Origin of the sequence: Streptomyces sp. NPDC046931 (assembly GCF_040644655.1) — a bacterium.
Classification (GTDB): Bacteria; Actinomycetota; Actinomycetes; order Streptomycetales; family Streptomycetaceae; genus Streptomyces.
In genome coordinates, this window is record NZ_JBEYWX010000004.1 from 20612 (window position 1) to 37778 (window position 17167).

Sequence of the window (17167 nt, forward strand, 5' to 3'; positions counted from 1 at the left end):
GTGAGGGCGCGGGCGGCCTGGCCGGTGGTGCGCCCGGTTACCGTGTGTGGGCCGTGCCCGGGCTGCCCGAGATCCACGAGGGCGACGATCTCGCCAAGGTCATCGCGATGGCGGAGCCCGGGCTCGCGGACGGGGACGTGCTCCTCGTCACCTCGAAGATCGTGTCCAAGGCCGAGGGCCGCGTCGTCCGGGCGGACGACCGCGAGGCCGCCATCGACGCCGAGACGGTGCGGGTCGTGGCCCGGCGCGGACCGCTCCGGATCGTCGAGAACCGGCAGGGACTGGTGATGGCCGCCGCCGGCGTCGACGCCTCCAACACCCCCGCGGGGACGGTGCTGTTGCTGCCGGAGGATCCCGATGCCTCCGCGCGGGCGGTCCGGGACGGGCTGCGGGACACGCTCGGCGTCGAGGTGGGCGTGATCGTCACGGACACCTTCGGACGGCCGTGGCGCACCGGACTCACCGATGTGGCGATCGGGGCCGCGGGCGTACGGGTGCTGGACGACCTGCGCGGCGGCACGGACGCGCACGGCAATCCGCTGAGCGCGACCGTCGTCGCCACCGCCGACGAACTGGCCGCGGCCGGCGACCTGGTCAAGGGCAAGGCCGCCGGTCTGCCCGTCGCCGTCGTGCGCGGGCTGGCGCATGTGGTGGCCGCGGACGAGGGTGAGGGTGCGCGGGCCATGGTGCGCGGCGCGCGCGAGGACATGTTCCGGCTGGGCACCTCGGAAGCGGTCCGGGAGGCCGTGACCCAGCGGCGTACGGTGCGGGCGTTCACCGACGAGCCCGTCGACCCCGGCGCCGTACGACGCGCGGTGGCGGCCGCCGTGACCGCGCCGGCGCCGCACCACACGACGCCGTGGCGGTTTGTGCTCCTGGAGTCCGGGCAGTCGCGGATGCGACTGCTGGACGCCATGCGCGAGGCGTGGATCGCCGATCTGCGGCGGGACGGCAAGACCGAGGAGTCGATCGCGAAGCGGATCCGGCGCGGCGACGTGCTGCGCAACGCGCCGTACCTCGTCGTGCCCTGCATGGTCATGGACGGCTCCCACACGTACGGCGACGTGCGACGCGACGCGGCCGAGCGGGAGATGTTCGTGGTCGCCACCGGTGCGGGCGTGCAGAACCTCCTGGTCGCGCTCGCCGGGGAGCGGCTGGGCTCGGCATGGGTGTCGTCGACGATGTTCTGCCGTGACGTCGTACGCGAGGTGCTGGGGCTGCCGGAGACCTGGGAGCCGATGGGCGCCGTGGCGGTGGGACATCCGGCCGAGGAGCCGAGACCCCGGCCGCAGCGGGACCCGGGGGCCTTCATCGAGGTGCGATGAGCACGCGGAGCGCCGGGCGCGGGTGGCCGCGTCCGGCCACGGAAGGCGATGTGCGGGCCATCACCCCCCGACCGGGCGCGTCGGCTCTACTCTCTTAAGACACCCAGTATCACTAGGACCCCACCGTGGCCGGACGCTTCCCTCCCCGCCCCACCCCCACGACCCTGCGCGGTGGGGATGTCGTCGTACCCACGGGTGTGCCACGGCAGGTCACGGCGCCGGGCCGGCGGCGGGTCTGGGCCCCGCCCGGGCCGCTGGACCTCGGACTGGTGCTGGGACCGCTGCGGCGCGGACCCGGCGACCCCACTTTCCGGGCCACCCCGGACGGATCGGTGTGGCGGGCCAGTCACACACCTCAGGGGCCGGGCACCCTGCGGGTCGCCCTGCGCTCCGGGGCCGCCGAGGCGGAGGCCTGGGGGCCCGGGGCCGAGTGGCTGCTGGACCGACTCCCCGAGATGCTCGGCGCGTCGGACGACCCCGACGCCTTCGAGCCGCGGCACCGGCTGCTCGCGCTGGTGCGGAAGCGGCGCCCGGGGCTGCGGCTGACGCGGACGGGCCTGGTCCTGGAATCGCTGATCCCGTCGGTCCTGGAGCAGAAGGTCACCACGGACGAGGCGTACCGGGCCTGGCGGCTGCTCGTACGGAAGTTCGGGGAACCGGCACCCGGCCCCGCGCCGGGGCGGATGCATGTGATGCCGGCCCCGCGCACCTGGGCGCTGATCCCGTCGTGGGAATGGCACCGCGCCGGTGTCGACGACAAGCGGGCGTCGACGATCCTTCGGGCGATGCGGGTGGCGGCGCGACTGGAGCAGACGACGGCGATGGAGCCGGCCGAGGCACAGGCGCGGCTCGAGGTGGTGCCGGGGATCGGGCCCTGGACCTCAGCGGAGACCGTGCAGCGCAGTCATGGAGCGGCGGACTCGGTGACCGTCGGGGATCTGCATCTGCCGGGGATCGTGGGATACGCCCTCGCGGGCGACCGGCATGCCGACGACGAGGTGATGCTGTCGTTGCTGGAGCCGTACGCGGGGCAGCGGCACCGGGCCGCGCGGCTGATCCTGCTGAGCGGCCGCGTACCGCCGCGACGGGCCCCGCGGATGCGGCGCGGGGACATCGGGCGGTTGTAGTCGGGCGGTTGCAGGGGACATCGGGCGGTTGTAGTCGGGCGTTGCGGGGGACATCGGGCGAGGAACGGTAAGGGCCGGGTGAGGACGGTGTCCTGCCCGCCCTCACCCGGCCCTCACTGAATCCTTGCCGGCCGGTCCTCGTGTCCTCACCGGTCCTGCCGGCCCCTACCGGCCCCGTCGGCCCTTACTGGTCCGACGAGAAGCGCACCGCGCCCGCGGGGATCCTCGCGTCGCACCAGACCCGTACCCCGTCACGGAGTTCGTTGTCCGCGCCGACCACCGCGCCGTCGCCGACGACCGCGCCCGTGAGCACCGAGCGCTCGCCGATCCGCGAGCGCGCGCCGATCAGGGAGTCGGTGATGACCGCACCCGGTTCCACCACCGCGCCGGAGAGCAGCGTGCTGCCGGAGATCCGGGCACCCTCCCCGACGAACGCGCCCTCGCCCACCACCGTGCCTCCCGTCAGCTTCGCGTCCGAGGCGACCGACGCCGTCGGCAGGATCAGGCGGTCGCCGCAGCGGCCGGGCACCGCGGGCGACGGGGCGCGGCCCAGGACCAGGTCCGCCGAGCCGCGCACAAAGGCGGCCGGGGTGCCCAGGTCGAGCCAGTACGTCGAATCCACCATGCCTTGCAGATGGGCTCCGGCGGCCAGCAGACCGGGAAAGGTCTCCCGCTCCACCGAAACCGGGCGGCCCACCGGGATGGTGTCGATGACCGAACGGCGGAACACATACGCCCCGGCGTTGATCTGGTCGGTGACGATCTCCTCGGGCGTCTGCGGCTTCTCCAGGAACGCGGTGACCCGGCCGGTGTCGTCCGTGGGGACCAGGCCGTACGCCCTCGGGTCCGTCACCTTCGTGAGGTGGAGGGAGACGTCCGCGCCCGTCGACTCGTGGGTGTGCACCAGGGCGCGGATGTCCAGGCCCGTGAGGATGTCACCGTTGAAGATCAGGACCGGTTCGTCGGGACCCGAGTGGAGGCGGCCGGCCACATTGCGGATGGCGCCGCCCGTGCCGAGCGGCTCCTCCTCCGTCACGTACTCCAGCCGGAGGCCGAGGGCCGAACCGTCGCCGAAGTACGGCTCGAACACCTCGGCCAGGTAGGAAGTGGCGAGCACGATGTGCTCGACCCCCGCCGCCCTGGCCCGCGCCAACTGGTGCGTGAGGAAAGGGACCCCGGCCGCCGGAACCATGGGCTTGGGGGTGTGCACCGTGAGCGGGCGCAGCCGGGTGCCTCTGCCGCCGACCAGGAGGATCGCTTCTGTCACCTGTCGTCTCTGCTTCCTGCCGGGACCGGCCGAACTGTCCATCGGCCGGCCAGTCTATGCAGACCCTGTTATGAGGATCGCTAAAGGCGTTATGAGGACCGTGAGAGACACCTTCGAGTCCCTCGTCAGCGACCCTGGTACCGAGCCGCAACGGAGCGGATCAGGCCGAGTTCACCGTAGAGCAGCCTTCCTGGGCACTCCGTGGCGTATCCGTCCCGATGGCCGGAGATCACGTTCAGTCGTACGTTCGCGCCCTTTGGGTAGAGATTGCCACCCCCGGACACCAGATATGTCGTGCCTCGCGGATCCCTGCCGAAGAGGCCGAGTTTCCACGCGGTGAGCCGGGCGAGCCCGTCCACCGTCGCGGCCGACGGGGCGGTGCCGTCATAGGAGCCGATGACGGCGATCCCCGTGGTGTCGCTGTTGAATCCGAGGGTGTGGGCGCCCATGACGGGCTTCTCCACACCCCCCGCGCGGCCTTCGTAGATGGTTCCGCACTTGTCGACGAGGAAGTTGTAGCCGATGTCGCGCCAGCCGCTGCTCAACACGTGGTAGCGGTAGATACTGCGGATGACGGAAGGGGCCTGGAAGCAGCTGTAGTTGTTGCCCGTGGCCGTGTGGTGCACGAAGGCCGCCTTCACGGTGTCCGTGTAGAGGAACCCTCCCTCGCGCAGACTCTCGTCGGCGCCCCAGCCGCTGCGCGAGACGATGCTCGGGCGCGGGCCGACGTAGGGCTGTTGCGGGCGCGGCGCCGGCACGGGGACCTTGCCTGCTTTGCCCCCCTTCGCGTCCTTCACCGCCGTCGGCTCTTTCGAAGTCCTCGGGATCCCGAGGCTGTTGAGGGGAGCGAGACCGCCGTCGACGACGGACGTGACCACTTGCGCGATCGGCCCGCCCGACTCACCGGCGGGGGGCGAGGGCTGCCCGGGGGTGCCGTCCCGGGGCTCCTTGCCCGGGTCGACCAGTTCGACACGGAGGCCGTCGGGAAGCCTGGGGGCACGGGTCGCGCCGGAGCCGGGCTCCTCCGCACGCACCCACACCTGCACGCCGTCCGAGTCACCCACCCACAACGGCGCGGTCGATCCGCGCATCCGGTTCGAGCGGCCCTCCCGGGTGTCCGGGTCGGGGCCGTGGTCCCGGTTGTGCGCCTCCAGCTCCTGCCAGCGGGACCACCGGCCCGTGCCGTTGGCCCGGGTACGGATCCGGACACGGCCATGGAGTTCGACGGCCGGGTCGTCCCACACGACACCGACCAGGGAGAAGGAACGTACGGTCCGCGGGGCAAGCCCCCGCTCGGCCGCGGCCCCCGGGGCGCGCGAGCCGGCGAGGGGCACGAGGGGAAGGGACTGGGTGCTGCCGGTGACGGCCGACCCGGCGACCGGACCGGCCGCCGTGGCCGGGGGCGCGAGGGGCAGGGTCAGTAGGGCACAGAGGACACCGGTCGAGGAAGCAAGGAATCCACGCATGCCCCAGATCTTGGACATAGTCAGACATATATGTCCATCAACGAACTGACGGGTCGTCGGATGACTCGGCCGAACCGGTGGCTCGTCGCGCGCCCACCGCCCCCTCCCCGGCGGCCGCCCCCGCGTACGCTTACGCGCGTGAAAGCCACCGACCGCACCCCTGCCGACCTGCTGCGTTCCGCGCTCGCCGCGGATCCTTCGCGCCCCCTGGTGACCTTCTACGACGACGCCACGGGGGAACGCGTCGAACTCTCCGTAACTACCTTCGCCAATTGGGTGGCCAAGACCGCCAATCTGCTTCAGGGCGACCTCTCCAGCGAACCCGGAGACCGGGTCGCGCTGCTGCTGCCCGCTCACTGGCAGACGGCGGTGTGGCTGCTCGCCTGTGCGTCCGTGGGCGTCGTCGCGGACCTCGGCGGTGATGCGGCGGCCGCCGATCTCGTGGTCAGCGGGCCCGACACGCTGGACGCGGCGCGCGCCTGCTCCGGGGAGCGCGTCGCCCTCGCCCTGCGCCCCCTCGGCGGCCGCTTTCCCCAGCCGCCGGACGGCTTCCTCGATTACGCGGCCGAGGTGCCGGGCCAGGGCGACCGCTTCCAGCCGTACGCGCCCGTCGATCCCCAGGCACCGGCGCTGATCGTCGCCGGGGCGGAGTACACGGGCGCGGAGGTCGTGGAGCGGGCCCGCGCCGACGCGCCCGCCCTCGGCCTGACCGGCCCCGGCTCCCGTCTGCTGTCCGGACTGCCATACGACACCTGGGAGGGTCTGAGCGCCGGACTGTACGCACCCTTGGCCACCGGAGGCTCGGTGGTGCTCTGCCGGCACCTGGACCGGCTCGGCGAGGACGCGCTCGCCCAGCGGATCGAGAGCGAACGCGTCTCGGCCACCGCCACCGCTTCCGGCCGCTGAGCGGCGGGCGCGCCCCCGCCGGGGCGTGTCCCCCGTTCGGACCAGCATCAGCCGCCTCCCGGCCCCGCCCCGGGCCATGGTCGTAAGAGCACGACACGCTCGTACGCCGCAAGGGGGTGCACCCCGCAGTGACCATCCACGGCACCCCGTGGCGGCCACCGCGCCGACGCCGGCGCTGGGTGCGCCGCTCCGCGCTCGGCCTCACCGTGCTCGTGCTCGGGACCAGCGGGCTCGGGTGGGCCGCGTACGAGAAGCTGAGCTCGAACATCACGGCGGACAACGACGCCGCGGCCGAGCTCGCCCGGTACGCCAAGGAGCGGCCCGCCCCGTTCGTGCGCGGCGCACAGAACATCCTGATCATCGGGTCCGACCGGCGGTCGGGCGACGGCAACGGCCGGTACGGGCGCGTCCTGGGGACCGAGCGGTCCGACACCGCGATCCTGCTGCACCTCGCGTCGAACGGGCGTACCGCCACCGCCGTGTCCCTGCCGCGCGACCTCATGGTGGACGTGCCGAGCTGCCGGCGACCCGACGGCACCCGTGCCGAGCCGGAGTTCACGATGTTCAACCACGCCTTCGCGACGGGCGGTTCCGCCTGCACGGTGCGCACCGTCGAGAAGCTCACGAACATCCGGATCGACCACTACATGGTCGTCGACTTCAACGGCTTCAAGAAGATGGTCGACGCCCTCCACGGCGTCGCGGTCTGCCTGAAGGAGCCGATCGACGACAAGGAGGCCCGGCTGAAGCTGCCCGCGGGCAGGGTGACGCTCAACGGCGAGCAGGCACTCGGCTATGTACGCGCCCGCAAGAGCCTAGGCGACGGCAGCGACACCGAGCGGATGGAACGCCAGCAGCTCTTCCTCGGCGCCCTGGTCAGCAAGGTGCGCAGCAATGACGTCCTGCTGAATCCGGTGAAGCTGTACCCCGTGCTGGACGCGGCCACCTCGGCCCTGACCACGGACCCGGCCCTGGCGAATCTGCGCGGGCTCTACCGACTCGTGCGGAGTCTGGGGAACCCCTCCGCCGAGCACGTACAGTTTCTGACCGTTCCACGCACCCCGTACCCCGGTGACGTCAATCGCGACCAACTCGTGGAGCCCCAGGCGCGGAATCTCTTCGCGCGGCTGCGCGCGGACCAGCCCGTCGAGGTCACGAAGGAAGTTCCGGCCGATTCGCCCGCAAAAACGAGCAGCGAGCCGGGCGGTTTCGGTGACAGCGAGCAGCCGTACGGCAACGGAATGTCCCGCGGAAAACCGCACATCGCCGCCGAGGTGCCGCGACAGAGCCCCGAACCCCCGCCCACTTTCCGCGGGAACACGGCCGCGCAGGACGCCTGCGGGTAAAGTGCGCCTCAAGGCGGGGAACATGTGAGCTAAGAACTCTCTGGGAATTGGGGCGAATTGCCCAGTTGTAGGGGAGTGGAATTTGTCACCGCCGTCGCTGGACGCTGAACTGGGCGGATAGTGTGAGCGATCCGGTGCCACGCCCATGAGGTCCGTCCTGGGTCACGCACTGGTTGAAGAGACCCGAGCGCCTCGAGGGGGAAGGCGCCGCGTGGCCCCGACGGAGGATTCGGACAACCGTGGACGCGCAAGGCCGTGGGCGGGCGGACAACATCGACCCCGCAGACCAGTGGGTACTCAACCCGCACACCGGTGAATACGAACTGCGACTGGCCCCTTCCGCTCCGCAGTCGTCCGTGCCGAGACCCCGCCGGGGCGCTCCGGCGTCGGGTGCGCCAGGGGGCGCCCGCACGGCACCCGGCCCGCGGGGGCCGGTTCCGGGCACAGTGCCGCCGGACAGCATCCCGGGGCCGCGCCGGCGCCGGGGCGCACCCGAGGAACCGCTGCCCGGACGCCGCCGCGGGCGTACGAAGCCCAAGAACGGCAAGGCGAAGAAGGTCCTGCTGTGGACCGGCGGCGGCATGGCCTTCGTGCTGGTCGCGGTCTCCGCTGCGGGCTACCTGTACATCAAGCACCTCAACGACAACATCACGTCCGTGTCGGACGACGGCGCGAGCACCGGTGGCTTCCAGAAGGACAGGGCGATCAACATCCTGCTGATCGGCACCGACAAGCGCACCGGCAAGGGCAACACGGGATACGGCGACGCCGGCAGCGTCGGGCACGCCGACACCAACATCCTTCTGCACGTCTCCAAGGACCGCTCGAACGCGACCGCCCTGAGCATCCCCCGCGACCTGATCGTCGACGTCCCGGACTGCCCGACGAAGCAGCCCGACGGCACCACCAAGGTCATCCCCGGCACGAAGGGCGCCCGCTTCAACACGAGCCTCGGCCAGGACGACCGCACACCGAGTTGCACCATGCGCACGGTCACCGAGCTGACCGGTATCACCCCGGACGACTTCATGGTCGCCGACTTCAACGCGGTCAAGACGCTGACGTCGGCGGTCGACGGGGTCGACGTCTGCCTGGGCAAGGACATCAACGACCCGGACTCGCACCTCAAGCTGTCGAAGGGCACGCACAAGATCGAGGGCGAGCAGGCGCTGGCCTTCGTGCGCACCCGGCACTCCGTGGGCTTCGGCGGCGACCTGAGCCGGATCCAGTTGCAGCAGCAGTTCCTCAGCGCGCTGATGCGCAAGCTGAAGTCGAACTCCACGCTCACCGATCCGACGAAGATGCTGGACGTGGCGGAGGCGGCCACCAAGGCACTGACCGTCGACTCCAAGATCGACAGCATCGGCAAGCTGAAGGACCTCGGTCTGGAGCTGGGCAAGCTCGACCCCAAGAACATGACGTTCACGACGGTGCCGGTCCTCGACAATCCCGCGGACGGAGCGGTCAAGAAGACGGTCATCCTCAATCCCGGCAAAGCACCCGAGGTCTTCGCGGCGATAAGGGCGGACGTCTCCTTCAGCGCGGTCAAGAAGAAGCAGAAGGCCGCCGTGGACGCCCGGCTCAAGGGCCCCCGCTCGGCCGCCGCCGACGTCCGCGTCGACATCTACAACGGCGGTGCCCCGTCCGGCAGCGCACAGGAAACGCTCAACTGGCTCCAGAACACCAAGGGCGTGACCAAGTCCAGCCAGCTCGGCAACGCGGGTGTCACCCTCGCCAAGACCACCCTCGAGTACGCCCCCGACCAGGCGGACCAGGCACGCGAGCTGGCGAACCTCATGGGGCTGCCCGCCTCGGCCCTGAAGCCGGGCAAGAGCGAGAAGAACGCCCAGGGACTGCCCGCGATCATGCTGACCCTCGGCAAGGACTTCAAGGGTGCCGGAGTGCCGCTGACGGCTCCGACCAAGGCGCCGGACGTCGACAGCAAGTCCACGGCGGACCAGGTTCAGTGCGCCCAGTGACCTGAGCGGCCCGTCACGCGTCTTACACGACGCAAGACCTGCCCGGCGGGAGTACATCCCCTCGGGCGGGCCGAGCGTCCTACTGGACGCGGGAGACATCGGCGGGGCGCGACGGGCGCCCCGCCCACGACGAAGGTCCCGGAGAGGCGCGACGAGGCGGCTCCCGGACCGCGGGACGGACCCGTTTGCCGGGCGCAGGGTTGGGGAGGCACGGACTTGGTGCAGAGCAGTGTGCGGGGAAAGGGGGCGCGACCAGGTGTCCGGCACGCCGGTGAACTGGGCCCGGACCAGAGTCCGTACGACGAGAACGGTGACGGCGTCCGGGACGGCGAGAACGGTCCGCCCCCCGATGCCCGCGGCCAGGGCCCGGCCGGCGGCGGAGGCGGGCGCGACGGTGCCGACGGCGGGCGCCCGCGCCGCAGACGCCGCGTCCTGCGCTGGTCGGCCACGGTCCTGGCGGTCGTCATACTCGGCACCGCCGGGGCGGGATACCTCTACTACCAGCACCTGAACGACAACCTCAAGAAGGACGACCTCAACATCGGCGACGCCAAGGACCGGGCGGCCGAGTCGACGCCGAACGCGGCGGGCCAGATGCCGCTGAACATCCTTCTCCTCGGATCCGACGCCCGGGACTCCAAGGAGAACCAGCAGCTCGGCGGTGCCAAGGACACCTTCGGAGCGCCGCCGCGCGCGGATGTCCAGATCCTGCTGCACGTCTCCGCCGACCGCACCAACATGTCGGTGGTCAGCATGCCGCGCGACACCCTGCTGGCCATCCCCAAGTGCACCGACTCCAAGGGGCAGATCTACCCGGCGTCGGCGCAGTGGATCACGAACGACTCACTGGGCCGCGGCGGCCCCGGCTGCACGGTCGCCACCTGGGAGAAGCTCACCGACATCCACATCGACCACTTCATCATGGTCGACTTCGCGGGCGTGGTCTCGATGGCCGACGCGATCGGCGGCGTCCCGGTCTGCGTCGACAAGAACATCTACTCGCACACCGCCTCCGGCCACGGCTCGGGCCTGAAGCTGAAGGAGGGCACCACCTATGTCAAGGGCACACAGGCCCTCCAGTGGCTGCGTACGCGGTACGGGTTCGAGGACGGCAGCGACATCGCCCGCACCAAGGCCCAGCACCAGTACATGAGCGCGATGGTGCGCGAACTGCGGGCCAACGCCACGCTGAGCAACCCCGACAAACTGCGCAAGCTCGCCGAGACGGCCACCCGGGCGCTCACCGTCGACAAGGGCCTCGGCACGGTCGCGAAGCTCTACGACCTGAGCACCGAGCTGAAGAAGGTGCCCACCGACCGCATCACGATGACGACGATGCCGTACGTGTACGCCGGGGAGCGCGTGGTGCCCAAACCGGGGGACGCGGACCAGCTTTTCAGGCTGGTGCGCGAGGACATCCCGCTGGACGGCAAGGGCACGAGGAAGAAGAAGACCACCGCCGCGGCGACGGCGGCCCCGACGGACAGCGACGACAAGATCGCGGTGCAGGTGCAGAACGGCACGCGCACCTCCGAGCTGGCCCCGGCCGGCGGACGGGCCGGCACGGTGGCCCAACTGCTCGCCGGCAAGGGCTTCGCCGAGGCCCGGGCGGACGGCTCGACGGTGCTCTCCGAGGACAAGACGGTGGTCCGCTACCCGAGCGCGGATCTGAAGGGCGACGCCGAGCGGGTCGCCAAGGTCCTCGGCATCCCGGCGAGTTCGGTGGTGAAGTCCACGGACGTCTCCGGGGTCACCCTGGTCGTGGGCGCCGACTGGCGGTCGGGCACCACGTACAAGGCGCCGAAGGCGGACGACAAGACCCCGGAGTCGGCGAACATCCTCAACGGGGCGACCAGGCAGTGCATGAAGGTGGACCCCAGCTACACCTGGTGACCGCAGAGCGCCGGGTCTCCCTCCGTCGCGGAGAGGGACCCGAGCCGGATGCCGATGCGCTCAGCGGGAGGCGACGACCGCCGGCCGCCGTGACGCGATGACCTTCCTGGCCAGCGACTTGGGGCTCGTCAGAAAGCCCCAGCCCCAGGACATGTGCATGGTCGCGAGGGCCACCGGTATCCGCAGCCGCGCCTTCAGCGGCAGGCCCTTGCCCGCGGGGACGGAGCCCAGGGCGATCGCCGCGAGATAGCCGCCGGGGATCACAAAGCCCCACGGGGTCAGCGCGGCGCCCACCACGACGCCGGCCGTGATCGCACAGACCGCGGTCGGCGGGGCGAGGTAACGCAGGTTGATGGAGCCCTCGTGGTAGCGGGCGACGACATGCCGCCAGCGCCCGTAGTCCTTGTACTGCTTGGCCAGCGCCCGGACACTCGGCCGCGGCCGGTAGGACACCTTCAGCTCCGGCGAGAACCAGATGAGCCCGCCCGCCTCGCGAATGCGGAAGTTCAGCTCCCAGTCCTGGGCGCGGATGAACTCCTCGTTGTAGCCGCCCTGCTGCTCCAGGGCCTCGCGCCGGAAGACGCCGAGATAGACCGTCTCCGCCGGACCGGCCTGGCCACCGGTGTGGAAGGCGGCGTTACCGACCCCGATCTTGGAGGTCATGGCCGCGGCGACGGCGTGCTCCCAGTCGTTCTCGCCCTCGGCGTGCATGATGCCGCCGACGTTCTGCGCACCGGTCTCCTCCAGCAGCCGGACGGCGGTGGCGATGTAGTTCGGCGAGAGCATGCCGTGACCGTCCACACGCACCACGACCGGATGGCGGGAGGCCTTGATCGCGGCGTTGAGCGCGGCCGGCGTCCGGCCGGTCGGATTCGGGACCGTGTGCACGCGCGGGTCCTCCCGGACCAGCTCGGCGGCGATCTCGTCCGTGCGGTCCGTCGAGGGACCGAGGGCGATCACGACCTCCATCTCGCCGGCGTACTCCTGGGCGAGGATCGCTTGAACGGCTCCGCGCAGATGCCGCTCCTCGTTGAGCACGGGCATGATCACGGAAACGGCGGGGAGCCGCACGTCGGGGTTGGCGTTCATAGGAGGCTCACGTTACCGCGAACGGGGGACACCGGTGCGCGCCGCCCGGGCGCCGCCCTGAGCCCCGGATCGTGTCGGCCTACGGTGCGCAGGGATGCCCCATCCAGCTCCGCCGGAGGTCTCCCCCGTGCTCACGCCGACCCGCTCGCCCGCGGGCCCTCAGCCGGCCCGCCGCTCCCCCGCCCGGCGGTCGCCGGCGCGGCGGAGGAAGACCGGCTGGACCACGCGGGTGGTCACCACGCTCTCCGTGGTGGTGCTCGCCTCGGCGGGCATCGGGCACACGGTGATCACCAGCCTCGACGAGGGCATCGGCCGGGTCGACCCCTTCGGCGACATGAAGGACCGGCCCGCGGCGGGCCACGGCATGAACGTCCTGCTGGTGGGCACCGACGGCCGCGACAAGATCACGGAGAAGGAGCGGCGGAGGTTCCGCCTCGGCGGTGCACCCTGCCATTGCACCGACACGATCATGATCGTGCACCTCTCGGCGGACCGGGAGCGGGCCACCGTGGTCAGCCTGCCGCGCGACTCCTACACGGAGGTGCCGACGCACACCGGACACAGGAGCGGGAAGCGGCACGACACCCACCCGATCCGGCTGAACGCGGCGTACGCGGAGGGTGGCCCGAACCTGACCGTGCGCACCATCGAGAGGATGACCCATCTGAAGGTCGACCACTATCTGGAGGTCGACTTCATCAGCTTCATGAAGACCGTGGACCTGCTCGGCGGTGTCCGGGTGTGCACGACACAGCCGCTCAAGGACCGCTACACCGGGCTGAACCTGTCCCCCGGCACCCACCTCCTGCGCGGGGGCGAGGCACTCCAGTACGTGCGCTCCCGGCACGTCGACGGGGCCTCCGACCTGGGCCGGATGCAGCGGCAGCACAAGTTCCTGGCGGCGCTGATCGACCGGGCGACCTCCTCCGGCGTCCTGCTGAACCCGCTGAAGCTGCGCGAGGTGACCCGGACCGGACTCGGCTCCGTGCGGGCGGACCCGGGCTTCGGCACGGACCAGCTGCTCGACCTCGGCCGGGCGATGCGGGACTTCTCGCCGCGCTCGTCGGAGTTCACGACCGTGCCGATCGGGGAGATGACCTACCAGGTCAAGGGTCTCGGCTCGACGGTGAAGTGGGACGAGGCGAAGGCGCGGGCGCTGTTCGCGGCCCTGCGCGACGACAAGCCGCTCGCCCCGCCCCGGCCGAAGCGGAAGGCCCCGGCCGCGGTCCAGGTGGACGTGGACCCCGGGCAGATCCGGGTGCAGGTGGAGAACGGGACGGCCACGAAGGGGCTCGGCAAGCGGGTGGACGACGGACTGGCGGCCACCGGATTCCGCACCACTCGGCAGCCGGTGGACGCGGCGGCGGGCAAGGCGGCGCGGCGCACCGTCGTCGTCTACGACTCGCGCTGGGACCGCTCGGCGAAGGCCCTCGCGGCGGCCCTGCCGGGCAGTGAGCTGCGCGCCACACCGGGTCAGGGGCCGACCCTGAAGGTGATCGCGGGGGCGGACTTCAAGGAGGTACACAGGGTGAGGAAAGCGCCACCGCCGGCTACGCCGGGTCCGGAGCCCACGGTGGTGACCGGGGACGAGGTGGTGTGCCCGTGACGCCCTCGGCACTCGGGGCCGGCGCGGCTCTCCCGCCTCGTAGCCCGGTCCCCGTAGCCCTGGGGCCGTCAGTCCTCGTAGTCCTGGGGCCCTCAGTCCTCGAAGACGAGGACCCCCTCAATCCTCGAAGGCGAGGGCCCTGAATCCTCGAAGGCGAGGGCCCTCAGTCCTCGAGGGCGTGAGGGCGCTCAGTGCTCGTAGCCCTGCGCCGCCCTCTTCTCCCGCAGTTCCTTGATCGCGCGCCGGCGGGCCAGGCGGTGGGTGCGGCGGATCTGGGCCTCCTGGTAGCGGCGCCGGTCCCGGTCCGTCTCGGGGACGACCGGCGGCACCGCCCGCGGCTTGCCGTCGGCGTCGACCGCGGCGAAGACCAGGTACGCGGAGCCGACCTGGCTGGGCGGCGTGGACTCGTTCCAGCGCTCGGCCAGCACCCGCACTCCCACCTCCATCGAGGTGCGGCCGGTCCAGTTCACCTGGGCCTTCACATGGACCAGGTCACCGACCCTGACCGGTTCGAGGAACACCATCTCGTCCATCGACGCGGTGACGGCCGGGCCGCCGGAGTGACGGCCGGCCACGGCGCCCGCGGCGTCGTCGACGAGTTTCATGATCACACCACCGTGCACCGTGCCCAGCAGGTTGGTGTCGTTGTGGGTCATGATGTGGCTGAGGGTGGTGCGGGATGCGGAGGTGGGTTTCCCGGGTATGTCACCCGCGGTTTCGCCCGGAATTCCTGATTCCGCGGCGGGGGCCTGGTCTGTCATGCCCTCCACCTTATGCGGGGACGACGCGGGGGAGACTTTGTGTCGGGTTCGCAACAGCCCTGACCCCGTTCTTCGTGACCCCTTGTACCGGCCATACCGGGACCCTGCACACTGGGGCGCATGAACGAGTGGCCCGAGGGACGGTACGAGGACAGCCGCGGCGACCCCTATGGACGCGGCAGCACCAGCGCACAGCCCGAGGGCGCGCGCGTGATGCGTCAGGTCCGGCGCGAGCCGGGCGGGGTGGGCGGCCCCCAGGCCGCGCCGCCGTATGGAGGCGTGCCGCGGCAGCCGACGTACGACCAGGGATACGGCGGCTACGACAGCGGCTACAACACCGGCCAGGTCTACGGCGGGCCGCAGGGTCCGGGCGGCCCCGGCCCCGGCGACACACGCCCGGCGCCCAACTGGGGCCGCCGGATCAAGTGGACCGCGATCACCCTGATCACCGTGCTGGCGGTGACGACCGTGGCCACGTATTTCTGGGCCGACTCCAAGCTCCACCGGGACGTCGACCTCTCCAAGGTCATCGACCGGCCCGCCGCGGGGCAGGGGACGAACTACCTGATCGTCGGCTCCGACAGCCGCGCGGGCATGTCCGCGGAGGACAAGAAGAAGCTGCACACCGGGTCCGCCGAGGGCAAGCGGACGGACTCGATGATGATCCTGCACGTCGGCGACAACGGCGACACGCTGATATCGCTGCCCCGTGACTCGGACGTCGAGATACCGACGTACAAGGGCTCCACGTCCGGCAAGGTCTACCAGGGCAAGGGACGCCATGTGAAGCTGAACGCCGCCTACGCGGAGGACGGCCCCGAGCTGCTGGTCCGCACCATCGAGTACAACACCGGCCTGCACATCGACCACTACGTCGAGATCGGCTTCGCCGGCTTCGCGAACATCGTGGACGCGGTCGGCGGTGTGGAGCTCACCATCGACAAGGGCTTCAAGGACAAGTACTCCGGCGCCGACTTCCAGGCGGGCACGCAGACGCTGAACGGCGAGCAGGCCCTCGCCTTCGTGCGCACCCGGCACGCCTTCGCCACCAGCGACCTCCAGCGCACGAAGAACCAGCAGAAGTTCCTCTCCGCGCTGGCGCACCAGGTCGCGACCCCGTCCACGGTCCTCAACCCCTTCAAGCTCTACCCGACGATGGGCGCGGGCCTGGACTCCCTGATCGTCGACAAGGACATGAGCCTGTGGGACCTGGGGTCCATGTTCTGGGCGATGAAGGGCGTCAGCGGTGGCGACGGCACGTCGATGAACATGCCGGTCTCCGGCTCCACCGGCGGCAATCTGGTGTGGGACAAGGCCAAGGTCAAGACGCTGGTCAACGAGCTGAAGAACGACGAGAAGGTGACGGTCACGGGCAACTGAGCCGTCCGTCGAGGGGCCCCGCCGATCGGCGGGGCCCCTCGCGTTCACACGGTCCCCGTGCGCTCGACCCGGCAGAGGCAGAACGGGTGCCCCGCCGGATCCGCGTACACCCGGAAGTCCCGCTTGCCGTTCAGATCGTTCACGTCGAGCGGCCGGGCGCCGAGGGCGAGCACCTTCTCCTCGGCGGCCTCGATCGCCTCCATGGTGTCGCCCACGTCCAGATCCAGGTGCAGCTGCTGCGAGTCGGCGTCGTCCCGGGGCCACTCCGGCGGCTTGTGGCCGGGCGCGCGCTGGAAGGCGAGCTTGTGGCTGCCGGGCACATGCAGGTCGACCCAGTCGTCGTCCCCTTCCACCGTGCCGCCCAGCACCTGCGCGTAGAACTCGGCGAGCGCGCGGGGATCCGGGCAGTCCAGGACGACGGACCGCATACGGGCGACGGGCTGTGCCATGGGGTGCCTCCTTGGCGGACATCACGGTCATGACGGACTCGACCGGCTTGACGAGCCGGCGCCCGGGTCAGTGGGCGCAGAGGCAGAACGGGTGCCCAGCGGGGTCCGAGTAAACACGGAAGGTTCGCGAGCGGTCCTCCGCGTCCAGCGGCCGGGCGCCCAGCGCGAGCACACCCCGCTCCGCGGAGTCCAGGTCGTCGACCACGAGGTCCAGGTGGAACTGCTGCGAACCGTCGATGGACGGCCACTTCGGCGGTACGTGCCCGGGTGCGGCCTGGAACGCCAGCGACTGGCCACCAGGCACCTTCAGATCCACCCAGTCGCCGTTGTCCTCCACCGTGCCGCCCAGCACCTCGGCGTAGAAAGCAGCGAGGGCGCGCGGGTCGGGACAGTCCAGGACGACGACCTCCAGCTTGGCGAGCGCCATGACTACCTCCTCGGAGTCCGGGATCCAGGGAATTACCGGTAGAGCCCGTCAGCCGGTAACCGTTACCCCATGCTTGCCCATTGGCGGTAACGTCGCAAGAGAAATACGGAAAGGTAGCGTCGCGGGTATGAGGTCACAGAGCACGC

Annotated in this window: 14 protein-coding genes; 8 read left to right on the forward strand and 6 right to left on the reverse strand. The window is 71.1% G+C overall.

Annotated features, from left to right (window positions below):
* Positions 1 to 17: 17 nt before the first annotated feature.
* Positions 18 to 1325, forward strand: a complete 1308-nt coding sequence (locus ABZ876_RS09820) for a coenzyme F420-0:L-glutamate ligase (protein WP_361778094.1) — start codon at positions 18 to 20, stop codon at positions 1323 to 1325.
* A gap of 125 nt (positions 1326 to 1450) precedes the next feature.
* Positions 1451 to 2452, forward strand: a complete 1002-nt coding sequence (locus ABZ876_RS09825; RefSeq protein WP_361777078.1) for a DNA-3-methyladenine glycosylase 2 family protein — start codon at positions 1451 to 1453, stop codon at positions 2450 to 2452.
* A 184-nt stretch (positions 2453 to 2636) separates the two neighbouring features.
* Here ABZ876_RS09825 and ABZ876_RS09830 read toward each other — a convergent pair whose 3' ends face one another.
* Together ABZ876_RS09830 and ABZ876_RS09835 are read right to left on the reverse strand one after the other, a co-directional pair.
* Positions 2637 to 3719: an NDP-sugar synthase gene (locus ABZ876_RS09830; RefSeq protein WP_361777081.1), complete on the reverse strand. Its 1083-nt coding sequence runs from the start codon at positions 3717 to 3719 to the stop codon at positions 2637 to 2639.
* A gap of 125 nt (positions 3720 to 3844) precedes the next feature.
* A complete protein-coding gene (locus ABZ876_RS09835; protein ID WP_361777084.1) occupies positions 3845 to 5185 on the reverse strand; it encodes an N-acetylmuramoyl-L-alanine amidase in 1341 nt (446 codons plus the stop codon).
* A 138-nt stretch (positions 5186 to 5323) separates the two neighbouring features.
* Between ABZ876_RS09835 and ABZ876_RS09840 the strand changes: the two genes are divergently transcribed.
* The 4 genes from ABZ876_RS09840 (at position 5324) to ABZ876_RS09855 (ending at position 11309) form a co-directional block, all read left to right on the forward strand.
* Positions 5324 to 6091 (forward strand): TIGR03089 family protein, encoded by a 768-nt coding sequence (locus ABZ876_RS09840; protein WP_361777087.1) that lies wholly within the window; start codon positions 5324 to 5326, stop codon positions 6089 to 6091.
* Positions 6092 to 6207: 116 nt separating this feature from the next.
* Entirely contained in the window at positions 6208 to 7437 is a 1230-nt protein-coding gene (locus ABZ876_RS09845; RefSeq protein WP_361777090.1) for an LCP family protein, read from the forward strand.
* 239 nt (positions 7438 to 7676) lie between these two features.
* The gene (locus tag ABZ876_RS09850) at positions 7677 to 9416 is read left to right on the forward strand and encodes an LCP family protein (RefSeq protein WP_361777093.1); all 1740 of its coding nucleotides are present in this window, start codon (positions 7677 to 7679) and stop codon (positions 9414 to 9416) included.
* Positions 9417 to 9632: 216 nt separating this feature from the next.
* Entirely contained in the window at positions 9633 to 11309 is a 1677-nt protein-coding gene (locus tag ABZ876_RS09855) for an LCP family protein (RefSeq protein WP_361777096.1), read from the forward strand.
* Between the two features lie 60 nt (positions 11310 to 11369).
* Here the strand turns inward: ABZ876_RS09855 and ABZ876_RS09860 are convergent, their stop codons facing one another.
* Positions 11370 to 12398, reverse strand: coding sequence for a glycosyltransferase family 2 protein (locus ABZ876_RS09860; protein ID WP_361777098.1), 1029 nt, complete (start codon positions 12396 to 12398; stop codon positions 11370 to 11372).
* Between the two features lie 94 nt (positions 12399 to 12492).
* On the opposite strand from ABZ876_RS09860, the gene ABZ876_RS09865 reads away from it, so the two are divergent.
* Complete coding sequence (locus ABZ876_RS09865) at positions 12493 to 14004, forward strand: LCP family protein (protein WP_361777101.1); 1512 nt, start codon at positions 12493 to 12495, stop codon at positions 14002 to 14004.
* 188 nt (positions 14005 to 14192) lie between these two features.
* On the opposite strand, the gene ABZ876_RS09870 is transcribed toward ABZ876_RS09865, so the two are convergent.
* A complete protein-coding gene (locus tag ABZ876_RS09870) occupies positions 14193 to 14765 on the reverse strand; it encodes an acyl-CoA thioesterase (protein ID WP_361777104.1) in 573 nt (190 codons plus the stop codon).
* A gap of 120 nt (positions 14766 to 14885) precedes the next feature.
* Between ABZ876_RS09870 and ABZ876_RS09875 the strand changes: the two genes are divergently transcribed.
* Positions 14886 to 16145 (forward strand): LCP family protein, encoded by a 1260-nt coding sequence (locus tag ABZ876_RS09875; RefSeq protein ID WP_361777107.1) that lies wholly within the window; start codon positions 14886 to 14888, stop codon positions 16143 to 16145.
* 44 nt (positions 16146 to 16189) lie between these two features.
* Here ABZ876_RS09875 and ABZ876_RS09880 read toward each other — a convergent pair whose 3' ends face one another.
* Both ABZ876_RS09880 and ABZ876_RS09885 read right to left on the reverse strand, forming a co-directional pair.
* A complete protein-coding gene (locus ABZ876_RS09880) occupies positions 16190 to 16594 on the reverse strand; it encodes a VOC family protein (protein WP_361777109.1) in 405 nt (134 codons plus the stop codon).
* A 67-nt stretch (positions 16595 to 16661) separates the two neighbouring features.
* A complete protein-coding gene (locus tag ABZ876_RS09885; RefSeq protein ID WP_361777112.1) occupies positions 16662 to 17021 on the reverse strand; it encodes a VOC family protein in 360 nt (119 codons plus the stop codon).
* Positions 17022 to 17167 lie beyond the last annotated feature (146 nt).